Below are 17,434 nucleotides of genomic sequence, written 5' to 3'. Positions count from 1 at the left end.
CGCAAGCCGAGGAGGCTCGTTGAGCCCCATTCCTTACAAAAGAATACGTGATCATTCCTATGGGGTGCGTTCGCACGCAGAGTGAGGAGTTCGCCATAGAAGTGGACCGGCATGGGACGACTGAAATACGCCCGGTGCGCCTAGAGCCGCATTTGGGCAGTATGGGTAAGCTCATGGGAATAACACGATCACATGTCACGCAGCAAAGAAATTAGTAGCAGCATCGGGGTACTGACCTAAAACTTCCCCCGATTACAGATGAGGGAGCAGTATCTTGCAGATTGATGCACATAAACGAACACTTGGCGAGGTACTCCAGCAGGGGCAACATGTTGTGCCGAGGTATCAGCGTCGATATGCATGGGAGTCGCAAAATATCAAGGATTTCTGGAACGATATCACCAATGCCACCAATCCTCATTTCCTAGGAAGCATGGTGACAAGCGGCGCGGCCGCAGCCCCTCGAGAGGTGATCGATGGCCAACAGAGATTGACTACCGCGATTATCGCTTTGAGCGTCCTACGCGACCTTTACCAAGAAATCGGGAGTGCGCCTCGGGTCACTGGCATCAATGAGTATCTCGAATACAACGATCGCGACGGCCATCGTAATCATCGTCTGAGGAACAAGGACGCCAGTGCCGCGAGCCGTCTAAATGACAACGTTCTTCTAGAAAAAGAGCAACGACCTACTGCGCCCGGCTACGACTCCGACGCATTGGAGTCGCAAGCCTACAAAACGTTCGAGACACTAGTGCGTGACGCGCTAAGTGGTGCGACAGACAAAACCCAGAAGCTGGACAACATTCGTGACGCAATTCTAGAAACCGAGGTCGTCTATATTAATGTCGAAGACCGCAAGAATGCGTTCACTATTTTTGAAACCCTCAATGATCGAGGGAAAAGTCTCACTGTAATGGATCTCGTCAAGAACTTGTTGTTTGCGGAGATCGCCTCCAGCGATGAGGACAGCTCCGAGCGCGCATGGTCAGAGATCCTCGAAAAACTCGACGATCTCACGTTCGAAGGAATGACTCCAGACTTCTTCTTGTACTATGCATGGAATTCCAGGCATCATCCCGGGCATGCAAGCACAGACCTAATCGAACAGGCCCGACTGCGGCGTTCAATAGCCGATCAAATAGAATCATCGACGAATCGAGACGTTTCAGCTCAGGATTTGATTGGTGGACTCAGAATCGATGCACAGATTCTGGCGAGCCTGAATCAAACGCTAACTAGCAATGCCTCGGCCGACCCATGGCGGGGACTTGCAACTGCTTGGCGTCGGGATGAGTACGAAGATATCTCTAGTCGCTTGTATGGAATCCTAGTCGCAGGATCACTCCAGCCACTTCCGCTGCTTTTATCTCTGATGCGGGCGTACATCCGGGAACGTGCTGGAATTCCTCGAAAGACCCTTCTAAAGTTCTTGACAGTTGTCGAGAGTTTCCAGTTCCGGTGGAGTATCGCTCAGAGACCTTCGACATCGACCATTCGCCGTCTGTACCGTCAGGCTGCAGCATCCGTGTCAGCGGGTTCTTCGAAGCCGGACTTCGAAGCTGCCTTGGATTCATTCGTGGCCGGCGCGGACAGGATCGATGCCTCTAATGCGCAGTTCAGGGACGGGATCAGTCGCCTGGCCTACTCGAAAACTCGGTCGAAAGATACGTTCAAGATCAGGTACATTCTCACCCGCATTGAAGAGTCTTACCCCTCTACGACGCTCAATTTGAGTCGCCAATTGTCTTTGGAACATCTCCAAGGTTTGGAGGGACGTTCAGAAGCTACACCGCGGAACTCATGGATCTTCAAGATTGGTAATCTCGCCCTCCTTCCGCCCGAGGTCAATGCAGACCTCCCCAAGGAATTCGCGGACAAGTGCAATGAGCTGCCTAACTGGGTCAATGCCGAAGACAAGACGCTAACTGACGCGATCTCCAAGAAAGTCTGGAACAGCGAGCAATCTAACGAACGGCTCTCAGCTATTGTTCAACGCGCTCTAGAGCTATGGCCCAGAATCCAAATGTGATTCTGGTTGAAGGGCTTTCTCAGAGTACGTCTCAGAACCCTTCAGGCGAGTAAACCGCCAGCAATCGAAGTGAAGTTGGACCCGAATCCGAGAGAACGCCAGCATCTTGGGGATTTGAACGGGTGGGGTTGGGGAGATGAGTATCCGTGCCGGATCCGGAGTAGGCCCCGCGCCCCTGCCGTGTTAGGGCGGAGATGCCCTGAGCGGAGTACGGCTTCACCGAAGGTATCCTGCCGGGTGACGAGCGGATTAGGGCGTGGAAGGACCAACATCGTCGTGGTCATCGCGGAAATCGTCACCGCCATCTGCGATGTAAGAATGTCAAGTCGGGCACACGGCTGGATTCCCTCGGCGATTTGCTCCGCCCCCAAACAACAGCGACCGGCTCCGAACCTACAGAAGCAGGCGGGAGCCGGTCGCTGTGCGAATCGCTTAAATCACCAGTGAATCCTGAGACGAACGTCGCTGCCTAAATTCAAAACTTAAACATTAAATCTAAACTCCACTACGTCGCCGTCGGCCATGACGTATTCCTTGCCTTCGATGCGCACCTTGCCCTTGGCCTTGGCCTCGGCCATCGACCGGGCAGCCATGAGGTCCTCGAAGTGGACGACCTCAGCCTTGATGAATCCACGCTGGAAGTCGGAGTGGATCACGCCTGCCGCCTCGGGCGCCGTGGCGCCCTTCTTGATGGTCCAGGCGCGGGTCTCCTTCGGGCCGGCGGTGAGGTAGGTCTGCAGGCCTAGGGTGTGGAAGCCGACGCGCGCCAGCTGATCCAGCCCCGACTCCTCCTGGCCGTTCATCTCGAGCATCTCGCGGGCCTCTGCCTCGTCGAGTTCAACGAGGTCCGCCTCGAGCTTGGCGTCGAGGAAGATCGAGTCCGCCGGTGCGACGAGGGCCCGCAGCTCCTCTTGGCGCTCAGGGCTGCCGAGCACTGCGTCGTCGACGTTGAAGACGTAGATGAAGGGCTTGGCGGTGAGCAGGCTCAGTTCGCGCAGGTGTTCCATCTCGAGCTTGTCGCTCTTCACGGAGGAGAAAATCGTGTCCCCGCGCTCGAGGACGGCCTGCGCCGCCTGCATCGCGGAGAGCTGCGCGGCCTCGCGCTTCTTGATCTTGACTTCCTTCTCGACGCGCGGGATCGCCTTCTCGAGGGTCTGCAGGTCAGCCAGGATCAGTTCGGTGTTGATCGTTTCCATGTCGGAGCGGGGATCCACCTTGCCGTCGACGTGGACGACGTCGGGATCGTCGAAGACCCGGATGACCTGGGCGATGGCCTCGGCTTCGCGGATGTTCGCAAGGAACTGGTTCCCCAGCCCCTCCCCTTCGGAGGCGCCCTTGACGATGCCGGCGATGTCGACGAACGACACCGTCGCCGGGAGGATCTGCTTGGAGCCGAAGACCTCGGCCAGCTGGGCCAGGCGCGGGTCGGGAAGGTTGACCACTCCGACATTCGGTTCGATCGTCGCGAACGGGTAGTTCGCCGCCAGAACGTTGTTGCGGGTCAGCGCGTTGAAAAGGGTTGATTTGCCGACGTTGGGCAGTCCGACGATGCCAATAGTAAGAGCCACGGGAGTAAAGTCTACCGGCCCGGGCGCGCCGCCCTGCCGGGGAGCCTTCCCGAAATTGTCGGCGCATCCTGCGACAGTGATTTCATGGACGGTTTCACACTTGTGCTGGTAATCCTCGCTTTCGTCGTCGGCTGCATCGCGGGCGCTTTCTTCGTCTCCGCGCAGGGGCGGGGGCAGGCGGACCGGCTCCGGGAGGAACTCGACGACGCCGTCGGCCGGCTGGGGAGCGCGACGGCGTCCCTTGCCGCTGCGGCGGCCGAAAAGGAGCTGCTCGCCTCCCAGAACCGCGCCCTGTCGGCGAGGTCCGCCGAAGAGACGAACGTGTTGAGGGCGCTGGCGCCGGTGGCGGAGAAGCTCACCCAGGTCCAGCGCCAGGTGGGCCTGCTGGAGCGTGACCGCGTTGAACAGTACGGGCAGCTGGCCCAGCAGCTGCAGGAAGCACGCGACGCCGATGCCCGGCTCCTTTCAACGACCCACTCCCTCGCGGCGGCCCTGCGCAGCAACAGCGCCCGTGGCCAGTGGGGCGAGGTGCAGCTGCGCCGGGTGGTTGAGGCGGCGGGAATGATTTCCCGGGTCGACTTCGTGGAGCAAGCCACGTACGCACGGGCTGCGGACGAAGGGGCCGCGTCCGGCGGTGCCGGCACCACTTCCCGTCCCGATATGGTGGTCCAGCTGCCGGGCAACAAGCAGCTGGTCATCGACGCGAAGGTGCCGCTGAGCGCCTTCCTTCAGGCCCAGGAGCTTGACGAGGACGACGCCCCCGGCTCCGCGGGCAGTGCCGCAGAACGCGCGGCACTGCTTCAGCAGCACGCCAGGGCGCTGCGGGCGCACGTCGACACCCTCGCAAAGAAGAAGTACTGGGAGGGGACGAACAACTCCCCCGAACTGGTGATCTGCTTCATCCCCGTCGAATCGATCCTCGCTTCCGCTCTGCGGGCGGACCCTTCCCTGCTCGACTACGCCTTCAGCCGCAATGTTGCCCTGGCCTCCCCCGTCTCCCTCCTCGCCATTCTCAAGAGCGCGGCGTTCAGCTGGCGCCAGGAGGTGCTCACGGACAACGCGCGGGAGCTCTTCGAGCTCTCCCGCCAGCTGTATGAGCGCCTCGGCACGATGGGCGGGCATGTCGCCAAGCTTGGTTCGTCGCTGAAGGCTTCGGTGGAGAAGTACAACTCGTTCGTCGGAACCCTTGAAACCCGGGTCCTTCCCACAGCACGTCGGATCGGAGCGTTCGACGCGGCGTCGCTTGACGCCGTCCCTGCCGGAGCCGAAGCAGGCCCCGGCAAAAGCGCCTTCCAGGGGGTGCAGGCAGTCGAGGCAACTCCGCGGCTGCTTGGCGCACCCGAACTGCTCGACGGCCCCGAAGATCGCGGAGACGGGGCCGGAGCCCTGGGCGGAAACGGCTGGGCCCAGGGCGGTACGGGAATCAGCAGGGTGGGCATCAGCGGTGACGGCCAGGACCACCTCGACCGCGCCGCCCCCGAGACTCCCGATACCCCTGTGGAACGCAGCGCCTAGCTCCGCGCCGGTGCACTTGCTGCACCGTGAGCGGGGTCAGTTGCGCCCGGACCGGGGAACGGGTGCGTCCGCCGGAGCCTTTCCGTGCCATCGAGGGTGTGGGAGAATTCCGGCCATGACCGAAGACAAGGCTGATGACAGCACCCGAGTCCCCTTCTGGATCGTGCTTGCCGGAGTCGGCGCCGGCGCCTTCTGGGCACTGGTCGGCGTTGCGGTCGGCGCCCAGCTCTCCCGCCGGCGTCGGGACAGGGCTGTCCCGGGCGGCGTACGCACGACGCCGTTGCCGTGGCAGCGCGCGTCGCTTCAGGGCCTGCGCCCGGGACGGTGAGACCGTTGAGGCTGCACGCCCAGTGACCGGCCTTACGGAGCGACCGGCCCTACGAAGCGGCTAGTTCAGCGTTCCCGGTTCGCGTCGGCCACCGCGCCCGCCGCGGCCCTGCGAGGAATCACCCATTGCCTTGAGCGCGGAGCGGATTTCCTTGGGCAGGGAGAAGATGATGTCCTCCTGGGCCGTGACGACCTCCTCGACCTCTCCGAAGCCGTATTCGGCAAGCAGCCGGAGCACGTCCTGGACCAGGTTCTCGGGGACCGATGCGCCGGAGGAAACCCCGACCGTCCGAACCCCTTCGAACCAGGATTCATCGACCTGGTTGGCGAAGTCGACGCGGTGGGCGGCCTTCGCACCGTACTCAAGGGCCACCTCGACCAAGCGAACCGAGTTTGACGAGTTGGCGGAGCCGACAACGATCACCAGGTCCGACGACGGGGCGATCTTCTTGATCGCCGCCTGCCGGTTGGAAGTGGCGTAGCAGATGTCATCGCTGGGCGGGTCCTGCAGCGTCGGGAACCTCTCCTTGAGCAGGTTGACCGTGTGCATCGTCTCGTCAACGCTCAGGGTGGTCTGGGAAAGCCAGATCAGCCGCTCCGGGTCGCGGACCTGGACCTTGTCGACATCCTCGGGGCCGTTGACGATCTGGATGTGCTCAGGGGCCTCGCCGGCGGTCCCTTCGACCTCTTCGTGGCCTTCGTGGCCGATCAGCAGGATGTCGAAGTCGTCGCGGGCGAAACGCTGGGCCTCGCGGTGGACCTTGGTGACCAGCGGGCAGGTCGCGTCGATCGTGCGCAGGCCCCGGTCCGCGGCCGACTGAACCACTGCGGGGGAAACCCCGTGCGCGGAGAAGACAAGCAGGGCGCCCTCGGGCACCTCGTCGGTTTCCTCGACAAAAATCGCACCCTTGGCCTCGAGCGTGGAGACCACATGCAGGTTGTGGACGATCTGCTTGCGCACATAGACCGGCGGTCCGTAGTGCTCAAGCGCCTTTTCGACGGCGATGACCGCACGGTCCACCCCGGCGCAGTACCCGCGGGGTGCCGCGAGCAGCACCTGGCGCGAACCCTCGACCGGGGATGCGGCATGCACGTCCTCGGGTGAGCGGCGCCTGCGGGGCACCATGGGCATGGGGACCTGGACTGCTGTGCTGGTCATGGTTCAATGCTAGCGGTTCCGGGACGGGCCACCCCGTCGCGGGCCGCTTTCTCAGCTGTGGGCTAAGGCATACCGCGCCGGCCGAAGGTCAGGCGCAGGGCCACCCCGACGAGCAGGACGACGAGCCCGCCGGCGATCGCCGGGGCGGTCGATTCGGCGAGGTCGCCGGCAACGCGGCCGGCCAAGCCCCGGACGAATACCTGGGCGATGGGGCTTGGGCCGGCGGCCGCAACCGCAGCGTCGGGAATCATCCCTGCCCCGAGCAATCCGGCAGCGCCGATTCCGGCACCGCCGAGCCCGAGCAGCGCGAGGGTCGTTGACGGCCTGCGGGCGAAGAGCAGCGCGAGCGCCCCGCTGAGCCCTGCACCGCCGGCAAGGACCGGCCAGAACCCCGCGACGCGGCCCACGAAGCTGAACATGCCGCCGTTTTCGAGGGTGCCGACCTCCACTGTGGTGTTGCCCGGAACCGGGATCTTGAGGCCAACCCTCGAGCCGAGCTGGTCGGCCAGCAGCCAGGCCAAAGGTCCGACGTCGAGGGTGAGGACGGTCGGGGCGGGCTCGCCGGCGGCCGGAGCAGCGGCGAAGGTGAGCCTGTGCGAGATCCGCAGCGTTTCCTCCCAGGCCTGCGGGTATCCGGAGTTACCGGTGACTGAGGTCGCGGCGTCGGCAATGGCCGGCCGGATGAAGGACTTCAGCTGATCCGGCAGTCCGGTTCCATCGGTGACCTCCCGGGCCAGAGTTGAAGTGAGTGCCTTCTGGAACTTGGCGTCATGACCGAGGGGACCGGCGAGCTCAACGAAGCCCCGCGCGTCAACGAGCCTGCTCTCCGTCCACGCCGCAGCCAGCGCCCCCGCGGTCAGGCCAAGTGAGAGAAGGGCACAAAAAGCGGATAGCAGGGTTCGCATGCGGTCCTTGCGGTCGGATACTGCTCGGACCTACGATTATGCCCTTTCCCTCCCCGTTCGGCACCGGCCGCACTGCCGTGCCCGCAGCCGGCTCTGCACATATCACCGGGAGGGGCCGGGTCCGCGTGCAAAGCTGGTAGACATAGAGGACCCCGAGTAGTGGAAGGAACACCGATGATGCCCGAGGGCACAACGCCGTACGGTGACCGGACCGCGGTGCTCCGGAGCGGTCCTCCGGACCGCAGGTCGACTCTTCCCGGCACGGCCGCCGAAACGAGCGCCGAGACCCCGTGGCCGCTCCACGTCCTCTCGGAGAAGCTCAAGGCGCACATCGACCGGGCCCCCGCCGCATGGGTGGAGGGCCAGATCATCGAGCTCAACCGCCGTTCCAACATCTGCTTCATCACGCTGCGCGACGTCGACACGGAAGTCTCGCTCTCGCTGACTGTGTTCAGCAGCGTCCTTGACCGGCTCTCCCTTCCCCTCGAGCAGGGCTCGAGGGTGGTGGCTCAGTTGAAGGCCGACTTCTGGGTGAAGACGGGCAGGCTTTCGATGCAGACCCGCGACATCCGTCCGGTCGGGCTCGGCGACCTGCTTGCCCGCATCGAGCGCCTGCGCCGCCTGCTGACCGCCGAGGGGCTCTTCGCCGCTCAACGGAAGAAACGCCTGCCGCTGCTTCCCCACTGCATCGGCCTGATCACCGGCCGCGACTCGGACGCAATGAAGGACGTGATGCGCAACGCGGCCCTCCGCTGGCCGGCCGTTGACTTCGCGGTCCGTGAGGTCGCTGTGCAGGGCACCAACAGCGTCGCCCAGATCACCGCCGCCCTCGCGGAGCTCGACGCGATGCCCGAGGTGGATGTCATCATCATCGCCCGCGGCGGCGGGGCGCTCGAGGACCTGCTGCCCTTCAGCAGCGAAGACCTGATCCGCGCCGTAGCGGCCGCGAAGACCCCGGTGGTCAGCGCCATCGGCCACGAAGCCGACCGCCCGCTCCTTGACGAGGTGGCCGACCTGAGGGCCTCAACACCGACCGACGCGGCCAAGCGCGTGGTGCCCGACGTCGCGGAGGAGCTTACGCGGATCCGGCAGGCCCGCGGTGCGCTCCTGCGCTCGGTCGGCCTCCTTGTCGGGCGGGAGACGGACCGGCTGACGCAGCTGCGTTCCCGTCCGTCCCTGGCCCGCCCGGAGGGCATGATCGACGTCCGCGAAGCCGACATCGAACGGCTGAGAAGCCGCGCCCACCGTGCAGCGGAGTCCGCGGTGCACCGCCAGAGCGACAGCGTGAGTCACCTTCGGGCGCAGGTGCGGGCCCTTTCGCCGCAGAAGACCCTTGACCGCGGTTACGCGGTTGTCCAGCTGGCCGGCGGTGAAGTGGTGCGCGACGCAGACGCTGTCTCCCCCGGCACCGACCTTTCGGTCAAGGTTGCCAGGGGACGGTTCCCGGCGAGGGTCACCGGCCCGGGACTGAACGGAGACGGTGCCGCCGGCACCTCTAGTTCGGAGACCTCCAGTTCCAATGCCCCCGGCTCCGGGGACGCCCCAGTCACAACGGAAGAGACGGTTTCATGACCCAGGACGCAGCACCGGCAGCGAACTCCGACATTTCAGCCCTGTCCTACGAGCAGGCGCGGGAAGAGCTCGTGGCAGTGGTCTCCCAGCTCGAAGCCGGCGGTGTCAGCCTAGAGCAGTCGCTGGCGCTGTGGGAGCGCGGTGAGGCCCTTGCCGACCACTGCGAGTCGTGGCTTGAGGGAGCGAAGAAGCGCCTCGCGGCCGCCCGCAGCAGGGCCGAGGCCGGAGGCGATCCCACGCCGGGCTAGGACTGTGCCAGGCGCTGCTTTTCGGTCTCGACATCGAAGTGGGCCACCGGCCACCGCAGGTTCAGGTCGGCGAGGGTCAGGGCGAGGATCTGCTGCACGGCAAGCCGGGCGTACCATTTGCGGTCCGCCGGAACCACATACCAGGGAGCATCCGGCGCGGCGGTCCGGGTGATCGCGGTTTCATAGGCCTGCTGGTACTCATCCCAGTACCCCCGTTCGTCGACGTCGCCGGGGTTGTACTTCCAGTATTTGTCTTCCCGGTCCAGCCGCGCGGCGAGCCGCCGCTTCTGTTCCTCCTTGCTGATGTGGAGCATCACCTTGATGATTCGCGTGCCCCCGCCCGCCAGCCCGGCCTCGAACTTCCGGATGGCCGCATAGCGGCGTTCGACGTCGGCGGCCGGGGACAATCCCCGCACCTTATGGACCAGCACGTCCTCATAGTGGGACCGGTCGAAGACGCCGATCATTCCGGGGCCGGGCAACTGTTTGACGATCCGCCACAGGAAGCTGTGCTTGAGCTCCGCCTCGGTGGGAGCCTTGAACGCGTGGTGGTGCACGCCCTGCGGATCGACGGCGCCCATGACATGGCGGACGATTCCGCCCTTCCCCGCGGTGTCCATCGCCTGGAGGATGAGCAGGACGGAGCCCGTTTCCCCTTGGCGGCTCTGCGCGAAGAGCTGTTCCTGGGAGTGGGAGAGCGCCGACGCTCCCTTCGCCAAGGCGGCCTTGCCCGCGGTCTTGTCGCCGGCGAACCCGGGAGCGGAGCCCGGGTCCACGTCGGCGAGCCGGAAATCGGGCCCGGCCTGCAGCAACTCTCGGGGGTCTGTCTCGAATCGGATACGTGCCATCATCACTCCCTGGAACTGCTGCGGCGTGCAGGGGCCTACGGCTTGTAGGCCCCCAGGAACTCGGCCAGGCGGCCGATAGCGTCTTCGATGACTTCGACACTGGGCAGTGTCACCATGCGGAAATGGTCGGGGTTGATCCAGTTGAACGCGCGGCCGTGGGAGATCAGGATTTTCTGCTGTTTGAGCAGGTCGAGGGCAAACTTCTCGTCGTCCCGGATCGGGTACACCTCGGGGTCGAGGCGCGGAAAGAGGTAGAGGGCGCCCTTGGCCGGTTCGCAGCTGACCCCGGGGATCGCGTTGAGCAGTTCCGCCGCCTTGTCCCGCTGCTGCCGGAGGCGGCCGCCTGGAAGGATGAGGTCGTTGATGCTCTGGTACCCGCCGAGGGCCGTCTGGATGGCGTGCTGGGCGGGGACGTTGGCGCAGAGGCGCATGTTGGCCAGCAGGTTGATGCCCTCAATGTAGTCCGCAGCGTCCTCCTTGGGCCCGGAGATGGCCATCCAGCCGCTGCGGAAACCGGCAATCCGGTACGCCTTGGAGAGCCCGCTGAAGGTCAGGCAGAGCACGTCCTCGCCGGTGACGGAGGCGGCGTTGATGTGGACGGCGTCGTCGTAGAGGATCTTTTCGTAGATCTCGTCGGCGAAGATGATGAGCCCGTGCTCCCGCGCGAGCTTGACCACGCCCTCGATGACAGCCTTCGGGTAGACGGCACCGGTCGGGTTGTTCGGGTTGATCAGGACGATTCCCTTGGTGGCGGGACTGATCTTGGAGGCCATGTCCTCAAGGTCGGGCCACCAGTGGTTGTCTTCGTCGCACAGGTAGTGGACCGGGGTTCCGCCGGCCAGGCTCGCCGACGCCGTCCAAAGCGGGTAGTCGGGGGTCGGCACGAGGATCTCGTCACCGTTGTTGAGCAGCGCCTGCAGCGACAGGGTGATCAGTTCGCTCACCCCGTTGCCCAGGTAGACGTCATCGATGTCGATGTGCTTGATGCCGCGGCTCTGGTAGTACTGGACGACGGCGGTGCGCGCCGAGAAGATCCCGCGGGAATCGCTGTAGCCCTGGGATTCGGGGAGGTTGCGGATCATGTCCACGAGGATCGCGTCGGGGGCTTCGAAGCCGAACGGCGCGGGGTTGCCGATGTTCAGCTTCAGGATGCGGTGGCCCTGGGCCTCCATGATCTTCGCATGCTCAAGCAGCGGCCCCCGGATGTCGTAGAGGACATTGTGGAGTTTGTCGGACTGCCTGTACTTCGCCATTCGTTCAATATGCCACAGCAAGGGCCCGGCACGCCGAATTGTGTGTCCGTGCCGGGTCAATGCCGAGGGTGCTAGTTGGCGGCGAACCCCTTTTCCTCAAGCCAGTTCGCTGCGGCGTCGGCCGGGTTGAGCTTCTGGTCGCCGCTGACTTCCCGGTTGAGGTTGAGCAGGTCCTCGGTGGTCAGCTGCGACGACACCTCGTTGAGGACCGCCTGGGCGTCCTCGCCTACGGTGTCGAGGTTGACCACGGGCAGAACCTGCTGGGCGAGCCAGTTGTTCTTAGGGTCCTCGAGCACCACGAGGTCGTTGTCCTCGATGGACGGCGTGGTCGTGAAGATGTCGGCGACCTGGATGTCGTTGTTCAACAGCGCCTTGAGCGTTATCGCGCCGCCGCCGTCATTGATGGCTTCGAACTCCTTGGGCTCGCAGCCGTACTTTTCCTTGAGCCCCGCAAGGCCGTACGAGCGGTCCTGGAAGGTGCCCGGCGCGCCGATGATCAGCTCCCCGCACACCTCACCCATGTCGGCCAGCGACTTCAGGCCGTATTTCTCGGCCGTTTCCCTGGTGACGACCATCGCGTCCTTGTTCTCGGCCTCGGCAGGGTTCAGGATGCCAAGGTTGACGTCCGGGTACTTCGCCTTCAAGGCATCGGGCAGTGCCGCAACGATCTCCTCGGCCGACTGGGCTGTCGACTGGGGGTCGGCGAAAAGCAGGAGGTTGCCGCTGTAGTCGGGAACGATGTCGATCGAGCCCTCCTCAACGGCCGCGAAATAGATCTCGCGCGACCCAATGCTGAGTTTGGTACCCGCATCGATGCCCTCGGCCTTCAAAGCGCCGGCGTAGATTTCGGCGATGATCTGGCTTTCGGGGAAGTCCGCCGATCCAACGACGACGGACCCGCCGGCTCCGGTCTCCTCCGGACCTGCCGCGGGGTCGCTGTTCGCTCCGCAGGCAGTCAACGCCAGCAGGCCCGCAAGGCCGCCGGCCAGTCCCAGCACACCGCGCCGACCGGCGCGGTGTGCTGAATGGTTCTTCATGGTGTTCCTCCTTGTGCGCGAGTGACGGCCGCGGCGCTACTTGCCGCCGAGGCCCTTTTCCGTGAGCCAGTCAGCCGCCGCGTCGGCGGGGTTGCGCTTCTCATCGCCGCTGACCTGGCGGTTGAGGTCAAGCAGGTCCTTGGTGGTCAGCTGGGACGACACCTCGTTGAGAACCGCCTGGGCGTCCTCGCCCACCGTGTCGAGGTTCACCAGCGGGATCACCTGCTGGGCGATGAAGTTGTTCTCGGGATCCTCGAGCACCACGAGGTCGTTGTCCTCGATCGAGGGCGTCGTCGTGTAGATGTCCGCGACCTGGACGTCGTCGTTCAGCAGCGCTTCAAGGGTGATGGCACCGCCGCCGTCGTTGAGTGACTCGAAGCTCTTCGGCACGCAGTTGTACTTCTCCTTGAGCCCGGGAAGTCCGTAGGACCGCTCCTGGAACGTGCTTGGGGCGCCGATCGTGATCTGGTCGCATACCTCGCCCAGGTCCACGAGCGACTTCAGCCCGAACTTCTCCGCCGTTGCCGCCGTCACCACCATCGCGTCCTTGTTCTCCGCCTCCGAGGCCTCGAGGACGCCCAGCTTCGTGGCGGACGACTTCGCGGAAAGCGCATCGGGCAGCGCCGCGGCGATGTCCTCGGGGGACGTCGCGGTGGCCTCGGGGTCGACGAACAGCAGGAGGTTTCCGCTGTACTCGGGCATGATGTCGACCGAGCCCTCCTCAACGGCCGCGTAGTAGATCTCCCGCGACCCGATGTTGAGTTTGGTGCTCGCGTCGATGCCCTCGGCCTTCAGGGCGCCTGCGTAGATTTCGGCGATGATCTGGCTTTCGGGGAAGTCCGCCGATCCTACGACGACGGACCCGCCGGCTCCGGTTTCTTCGGGCTCGGCAGCGGGGTCGCTGTTCGCACCGCAGGCAGTCAACGCCAGCAGCCCCGTCAGGCCGCCGGCCACTCCCATCAAAGCGCGCCGTCCGGCGCGGTGTACTGACAGGTTTGTCATGTTGTTCCTCCTTGTGCACTGGCGACGGCCTTCTGCCGGCCAGATCCTTGGTGTGTCGCAGGTGTGCGGCGTGCCCGCAGCCCCGGCGAGATGGCAAATCGTTGAACCAGCGCCATGAGGAGGTCCACGGCAATCGCGACAACGCCGATGACCACCGCGCCCCCGAAGAGGCGCCCGTAGTCGCGCAGCTGGGTGCCCTCGACGAGGAACACGCCCAGGCCGCCGAGGTTGATATAGGCGACGACGGCGGCGGTCGCCACCACCTGCAGCACCGCCGCGCGCACTCCGCCCAGGATGACGGGAAGCCCGTTGGGGACCTCCACCCGGAACAGGATCTGCAGCTCGGACATGCCCAGGGCCCTGGCCGCGTCGACGGTGTCGCGGTTCACGGAGGAGATGCCGGCGTAGACGCCGCTGAGCACCGGGGGAACCGCGAGGAGCACCAGGGCCCAGATGGGCGGCAGCAGGCCCAGACCCGCCAGGAGCACGAAGAGGAAAACCATGCCCAGGGTTGGCAGTGCCCGCAGGATCCCGATGCCCGAGACGATGATGATCCTGCCCTTGCCCGTGTGGCCCACGTACAGGCCGATGGGCACGGCGATCAGGAGCGCGATGAGCATGGTCAGACCCGTGTACCCGAGGTGCTCGAGGATCCGCACGGGAATCCCGCGGGCTCCCGACCAGTTCTCGGGGGCGCTGAGCCACTGGCCCATCTGGACGAAGAGGTTGTCGCTTGAGTAATCCATCAGGCGCCCACCCGGTACGCTTCGACCGCGACGGTCTTGGGAGCGGGCTCCTTCCGTGCTGCCTTCCGGGTCCAGGGGGTGCACAGCCGCTCAAGGCCAACGAGGATCAGGTCCATCACGAGGGCCAGGATCAGCGTGATGATGATCCCGACCGCGATTTCGGTCGGGAAGGAACGGAAGAGTCCGTCGGTGAACAGCGTCCCGAGGCTTGAAACACCGATGAGCGCCCCGACGCTGACGAGGGAAATGTTCGTCACGGAGATCACCCGGAGGCCGGCGAACAGCACCGGGATGGACAGCGGAAAGTCGACGGTGAGGAAGCGGCGCACCGGGGTGAAGCCCATGGCGACCGCCGCCTGGCGCACGTCGTCGTCGATCGACTCAAGCGCGTCGAGGGTGGAGCGCACCAGCAGCGCGACGGCGTAGATGGTCAGCGCCACGACCACGTTGACCGGACTGATGATGCTGGTGCCGAGGATGAGGGGAAGGAACACGAACATCGCCAGGGACGGGATCGTGTAGAGGATCGAGGAAACGGTAAGGATCACCCCGGCGACTCCCCGGTTCAGCCGCGCCAGCTGCGCCAGCGGCACGGCGACAATCACCGCGAAGATCAGGGGCAGCACCGACTGCACCAGATGCTGTCCGGTGAGCCCGAGGATCGAGTCGATGTTCGCGAAGAACCAGTCCATGCTCACACCGCCGTATTGTGGTTGGCGCGGCCCCGGTTCACCCGTGCATCCTCGATGAGTTCGAGGATTTCACCGGCCCGCACCACTCCGACGGTGCGCCCGTCGTCGTCAACCGTCACGCCCAGCCCGGAGGGCGCCGACAGCGCCGCATCGAGGGCCCGCCGCAGGGAGTCGCCGCGGCGGTACAGCGAGCCGCCCGGCACGAGGTCGGCGGTGCCGCGGATGGCGGAGCGCTGGTTCTGCGGCACCCAGCCCTGCGGGCGTCCGTCGTTGTCGACGGCGAGTGTCCAGGGAGAGGAGACGTCGACCGCCGGATCGGCGAGCCGGTCAACTTCCACCGTCTCGACGGGGTGGATGCGCACGTCGTCGCCCTCCTGGAAGGAAAGGTGCCGGAACCCGCGGTCGCGCCCGACGAAGCCGGCAACGAAATCACTGACCGGCGCCCGCAGGATCTCCTCCGGCGTGGCGTACTGGGCGAGGATCCCGCCAACGGCAAGAACGGCAACCTTGTCGCCGAGGATCGTCGCCTCGTCGATGTCGTGGGTGACGAAGACGATCGTCTTGGCGAGGTCGCGCTGCAGGCGCAGCAGCTCCTCCTGGAGTTCGGCCCGGACCACCGGATCGACAGCGCTGAAGGGCTCGTCCATGAGCAGGATCGGCGGGTCCGCGGCCAGGGCGCGGGCGACGCCGACGCGCTGCTGCTGCCCGCCGGAAAGCTGCGCCGGGTAGCGCTGGCCCAGCTCGGGTGCGAGCCCCACGACGTCGAGCAGTTCCTCCGCCCGTTTCCGTGCCGACCCGCGGGCCACCCCGTTGAGCCGTGGGACGGTGGAGATGTTGTCGAGCACGGTGCGGTGCGGCAGCAGGCCTGAGGACTGCATGACGTACCCCATTGAGCGGCGCAGCTCGGAGGCCTTCTGCTCGGAGGCGTCTTTCCCATCGATGAGGATTGTGCCCGAGGTCGGCTCGACCATCCGGTTGATCATGCGCAGGGTTGTGGTTTTGCCGCAGCCTGAGGGACCCACCAGGACGGTGATGGCACCGCGGTCGATGTCCATGCTGAGGTTGTTCACGGCGGGGCGGCCGCTCGAATAAGTCTTGGTGACCCCTTGGAACTGGATCATTGGAGTCGGTGCTGGCGTGCGCGGTGGGTTTACAGGTGTCATGAAGCCCTTGCCTTTCATGGCCCGACGGGCAGCCGCACTTGCTGCCAGCACCCGCCGGGTGTCAGTGGGCCACCGGGTGAAAGCGGGTCGATGCTGGCGCCTGGCCCGTCAATCCGGTTCGAATTATGAGTCTAACGAGGCCTTCGCGGCAATCAAGGCGGCGTACTGGTCAAAAAGGCTAAAAGTTTCAGTTCGCACTAATCGTTACGCGTCGGGCGCGATGCTGCTGCGGGGCACGCGCCGGGGTTGTGCCGCCTTCGGACGCCCCTTCCCGGCGGTCCGGGCCGCCTCGGCCTGCCTGCGGGCAAGCACCTGCAGTTCGCTGCGCATGCGCCTGTAGCTCTCGAGCCGGCGCAGGTCAAGGGATCCGGCGGCGAGCGCGGCCAGGACGGCGCACCCGGGTTCGGCGGCGTGCCGGCAGTCCCGGTACCGGCAGCCTGCGGCGAGCGCTTCGATGTCCTCGAACTCGCTGTCAAGGCCCTTCTCAGCGTCCCACAGGGCGAACCCGCGCAATCCGGGCATGTCGACAAGCACGGCGCCGCCGCCCAGAGGAATCAGGCTCCGGGAGGTGGTCGTGTGCCGACCCTTGCTGTCCCCGGCCCTCACGGTTCCCGTGCTCTGCACGGCCTCGCCGAGGAGGGCGTTGACGAGCGATGACTTGCCGGCCCCGGAGGGTCCGACGAAGGCGCAGGTCTCTCCCGGGCGGATGGTTTCAGCGAGTCCGGTGCACCCGTCGCCGGTCAGGGCCGAGGTGGTGACCACCTCGGCGCCGCCGGCCCGTGAAACGGTTGAGCCGACAACCCCGTCGTGGCGCCCGGAAAGGTCGGCTTTGCTGAGGACGATCACCGGCCGCGCGCCGCAGTCGCGTGCGGCGACGAGCATGCGCTCAAGACGGTTCTCCGACAGGGCGCGGTCGATCGGGACCACGACAGCTACGACGTCGACGTTCGCTGCAAGGGGCTGGGCCTGCGAGAGCGGGTCGTGGGACTTCTTCCGCTGGAGCAGCCCGCGGCGGGGAAGGATGCCTGCCACGCCGGGGCTCCCGGGTTCCCCTGCGAGGGCCAGCCAGTCCCCCACCGTTGTGTCGGCGGCCGAGGGCACGTGGAGCACTCCTCCCGGGGCGGCGACAACGAGCTGCCGGCGGTCCACGCGCACCACCCGGGCCGGACGCAGCTCCGGCTCCGGGGGCGGTGCGTCCCCGGCGCTCGAGGCCAGCGCGGGTGCGGGGGCGCCGTCGTCGTGGTCTGCCGCCCCCGCCGGCTCGGGGAACGGGGTGCTGAAATGGGCCTCGAACCGGCTGCGGATTCTGCTCGTGTAGCCGTAGTCCTCCAAGATGGCCAAGGATGCCCGCCTCCCGTCAGCGGCGG

General features: G+C 65.5%; 16 protein-coding genes. 5 read left to right on the top strand and 11 right to left on the bottom strand.

The features are described from left to right. Nucleotides 1-274: 274 nt before the first annotated feature. Nucleotides 275-2,032, top strand: a complete 1,758-nt coding sequence (locus AC4D14_RS08610) for a DUF262 domain-containing protein (protein ID WP_490901484.1) — start codon at nt 275-277, stop codon at nt 2,030-2,032. 482 nt (nt 2,033-2,514) lie between these two features. Here the strand turns inward: AC4D14_RS08610 and ychF are convergent, their stop codons facing one another. Then, the gene (gene ychF, locus AC4D14_RS08605) at nt 2,515-3,600 is read right to left on the bottom strand and encodes a redox-regulated ATPase YchF (RefSeq protein WP_490901482.1); all 1,086 of its coding nucleotides are present in this window, start codon (nt 3,598-3,600) and stop codon (nt 2,515-2,517) included. 84 nt (nt 3,601-3,684) lie between these two features. On the opposite strand from ychF, the gene AC4D14_RS08600 reads away from it, so the two are divergent. Continuing rightward, nucleotides 3,685-5,115 (top strand): DNA recombination protein RmuC, encoded by a 1,431-nt coding sequence (locus AC4D14_RS08600; RefSeq protein WP_490901481.1) that lies wholly within the window; start codon nt 3,685-3,687, stop codon nt 5,113-5,115. Between the two features lie 115 nt (nt 5,116-5,230). After that, nucleotides 5,231-5,443, top strand: a complete 213-nt coding sequence (locus AC4D14_RS08595; protein ID WP_490901479.1) for an MYXO-CTERM sorting domain-containing protein — start codon at nt 5,231-5,233, stop codon at nt 5,441-5,443. 60 nt (nt 5,444-5,503) lie between these two features. Here AC4D14_RS08595 and AC4D14_RS08590 read toward each other — a convergent pair whose 3' ends face one another. Next, the gene (locus AC4D14_RS08590) at nt 5,504-6,601 is read right to left on the bottom strand and encodes a 4-hydroxy-3-methylbut-2-enyl diphosphate reductase (protein ID WP_490901478.1); all 1,098 of its coding nucleotides are present in this window, start codon (nt 6,599-6,601) and stop codon (nt 5,504-5,506) included. A 62-nt stretch (nt 6,602-6,663) separates the two neighbouring features. Further along, complete coding sequence (locus AC4D14_RS08585; RefSeq protein WP_490901476.1) at nt 6,664-7,506, bottom strand: hypothetical protein; 843 nt, start codon at nt 7,504-7,506, stop codon at nt 6,664-6,666. 177 nt (nt 7,507-7,683) lie between these two features. Between AC4D14_RS08585 and xseA the strand changes: the two genes are divergently transcribed. Both xseA and AC4D14_RS08575 read left to right on the top strand, forming a co-directional pair. Further along, entirely contained in the window at nt 7,684-9,078 is a 1,395-nt protein-coding gene (gene xseA / locus AC4D14_RS08580; RefSeq protein WP_490901535.1) for an exodeoxyribonuclease VII large subunit, read from the top strand. After that, nucleotides 9,075-9,326, top strand: a complete 252-nt coding sequence (locus AC4D14_RS08575) for an exodeoxyribonuclease VII small subunit (RefSeq protein WP_490901474.1) — start codon at nt 9,075-9,077, stop codon at nt 9,324-9,326. Before xseA ends, AC4D14_RS08575 begins: the two co-directional genes overlap by 4 nt. Here the strand turns inward: AC4D14_RS08575 and AC4D14_RS08570 are convergent. From AC4D14_RS08570 to rsgA, 8 genes are all read right to left on the bottom strand, one after another. Beyond that, nucleotides 9,323-10,177, bottom strand: a complete 855-nt coding sequence (locus AC4D14_RS08570) for a PPK2 family polyphosphate kinase (RefSeq protein ID WP_490901472.1) — start codon at nt 10,175-10,177, stop codon at nt 9,323-9,325. The two genes, AC4D14_RS08575 and AC4D14_RS08570, sit on opposite strands and share 4 nt — an antisense overlap. A gap of 32 nt (nt 10,178-10,209) precedes the next feature. Beyond that, nucleotides 10,210-11,427, bottom strand: coding sequence for a pyridoxal phosphate-dependent aminotransferase (locus AC4D14_RS08565; RefSeq protein WP_490901470.1), 1,218 nt, complete (start codon nt 11,425-11,427; stop codon nt 10,210-10,212). A 71-nt stretch (nt 11,428-11,498) separates the two neighbouring features. Continuing rightward, complete coding sequence (locus tag AC4D14_RS08560) at nt 11,499-12,464, bottom strand: ABC transporter substrate-binding protein (RefSeq protein ID WP_490901468.1); 966 nt, start codon at nt 12,462-12,464, stop codon at nt 11,499-11,501. Nucleotides 12,465-12,500: 36 nt separating this feature from the next. Beyond that, nucleotides 12,501-13,466 carry an ABC transporter substrate-binding protein gene (locus AC4D14_RS08555; RefSeq protein ID WP_490901466.1) on the bottom strand — a complete coding sequence of 322 codons (966 nt, stop codon included), beginning with the start codon at nt 13,464-13,466 and terminating at the stop codon, nt 12,501-12,503. Next, entirely contained in the window at nt 13,463-14,212 is a 750-nt protein-coding gene (locus AC4D14_RS08550; protein ID WP_490901464.1) for an ABC transporter permease, read from the bottom strand. Before AC4D14_RS08550 ends, AC4D14_RS08555 begins: the two co-directional genes overlap by 4 nt. Then, nucleotides 14,212-14,904, bottom strand: a complete 693-nt coding sequence (locus AC4D14_RS08545) for an ABC transporter permease (RefSeq protein WP_490901534.1) — start codon at nt 14,902-14,904, stop codon at nt 14,212-14,214. Before AC4D14_RS08545 ends, AC4D14_RS08550 begins: the two co-directional genes overlap by 1 nt. A 2-nt stretch (nt 14,905-14,906) precedes the next feature. Further along, nucleotides 14,907-16,025 carry an ABC transporter ATP-binding protein gene (locus AC4D14_RS08540; RefSeq protein WP_490901533.1) on the bottom strand — a complete coding sequence of 373 codons (1,119 nt, stop codon included), beginning with the start codon at nt 16,023-16,025 and terminating at the stop codon, nt 14,907-14,909. A 246-nt stretch (nt 16,026-16,271) separates the two neighbouring features. After that, a complete protein-coding gene (rsgA, locus tag AC4D14_RS08535; protein ID WP_490901463.1) occupies nt 16,272-17,408 on the bottom strand; it encodes a ribosome small subunit-dependent GTPase A in 1,137 nt (378 codons plus the stop codon). Nucleotides 17,409-17,434 lie beyond the last annotated feature (26 nt).

It is taken from the genome of Arthrobacter sp. TJ-254 (assembly GCF_058269175.1).
Note: the sequence above shows the minus strand (reverse complement) of the source record. Positions and strands in the feature narration are given on the sequence as shown.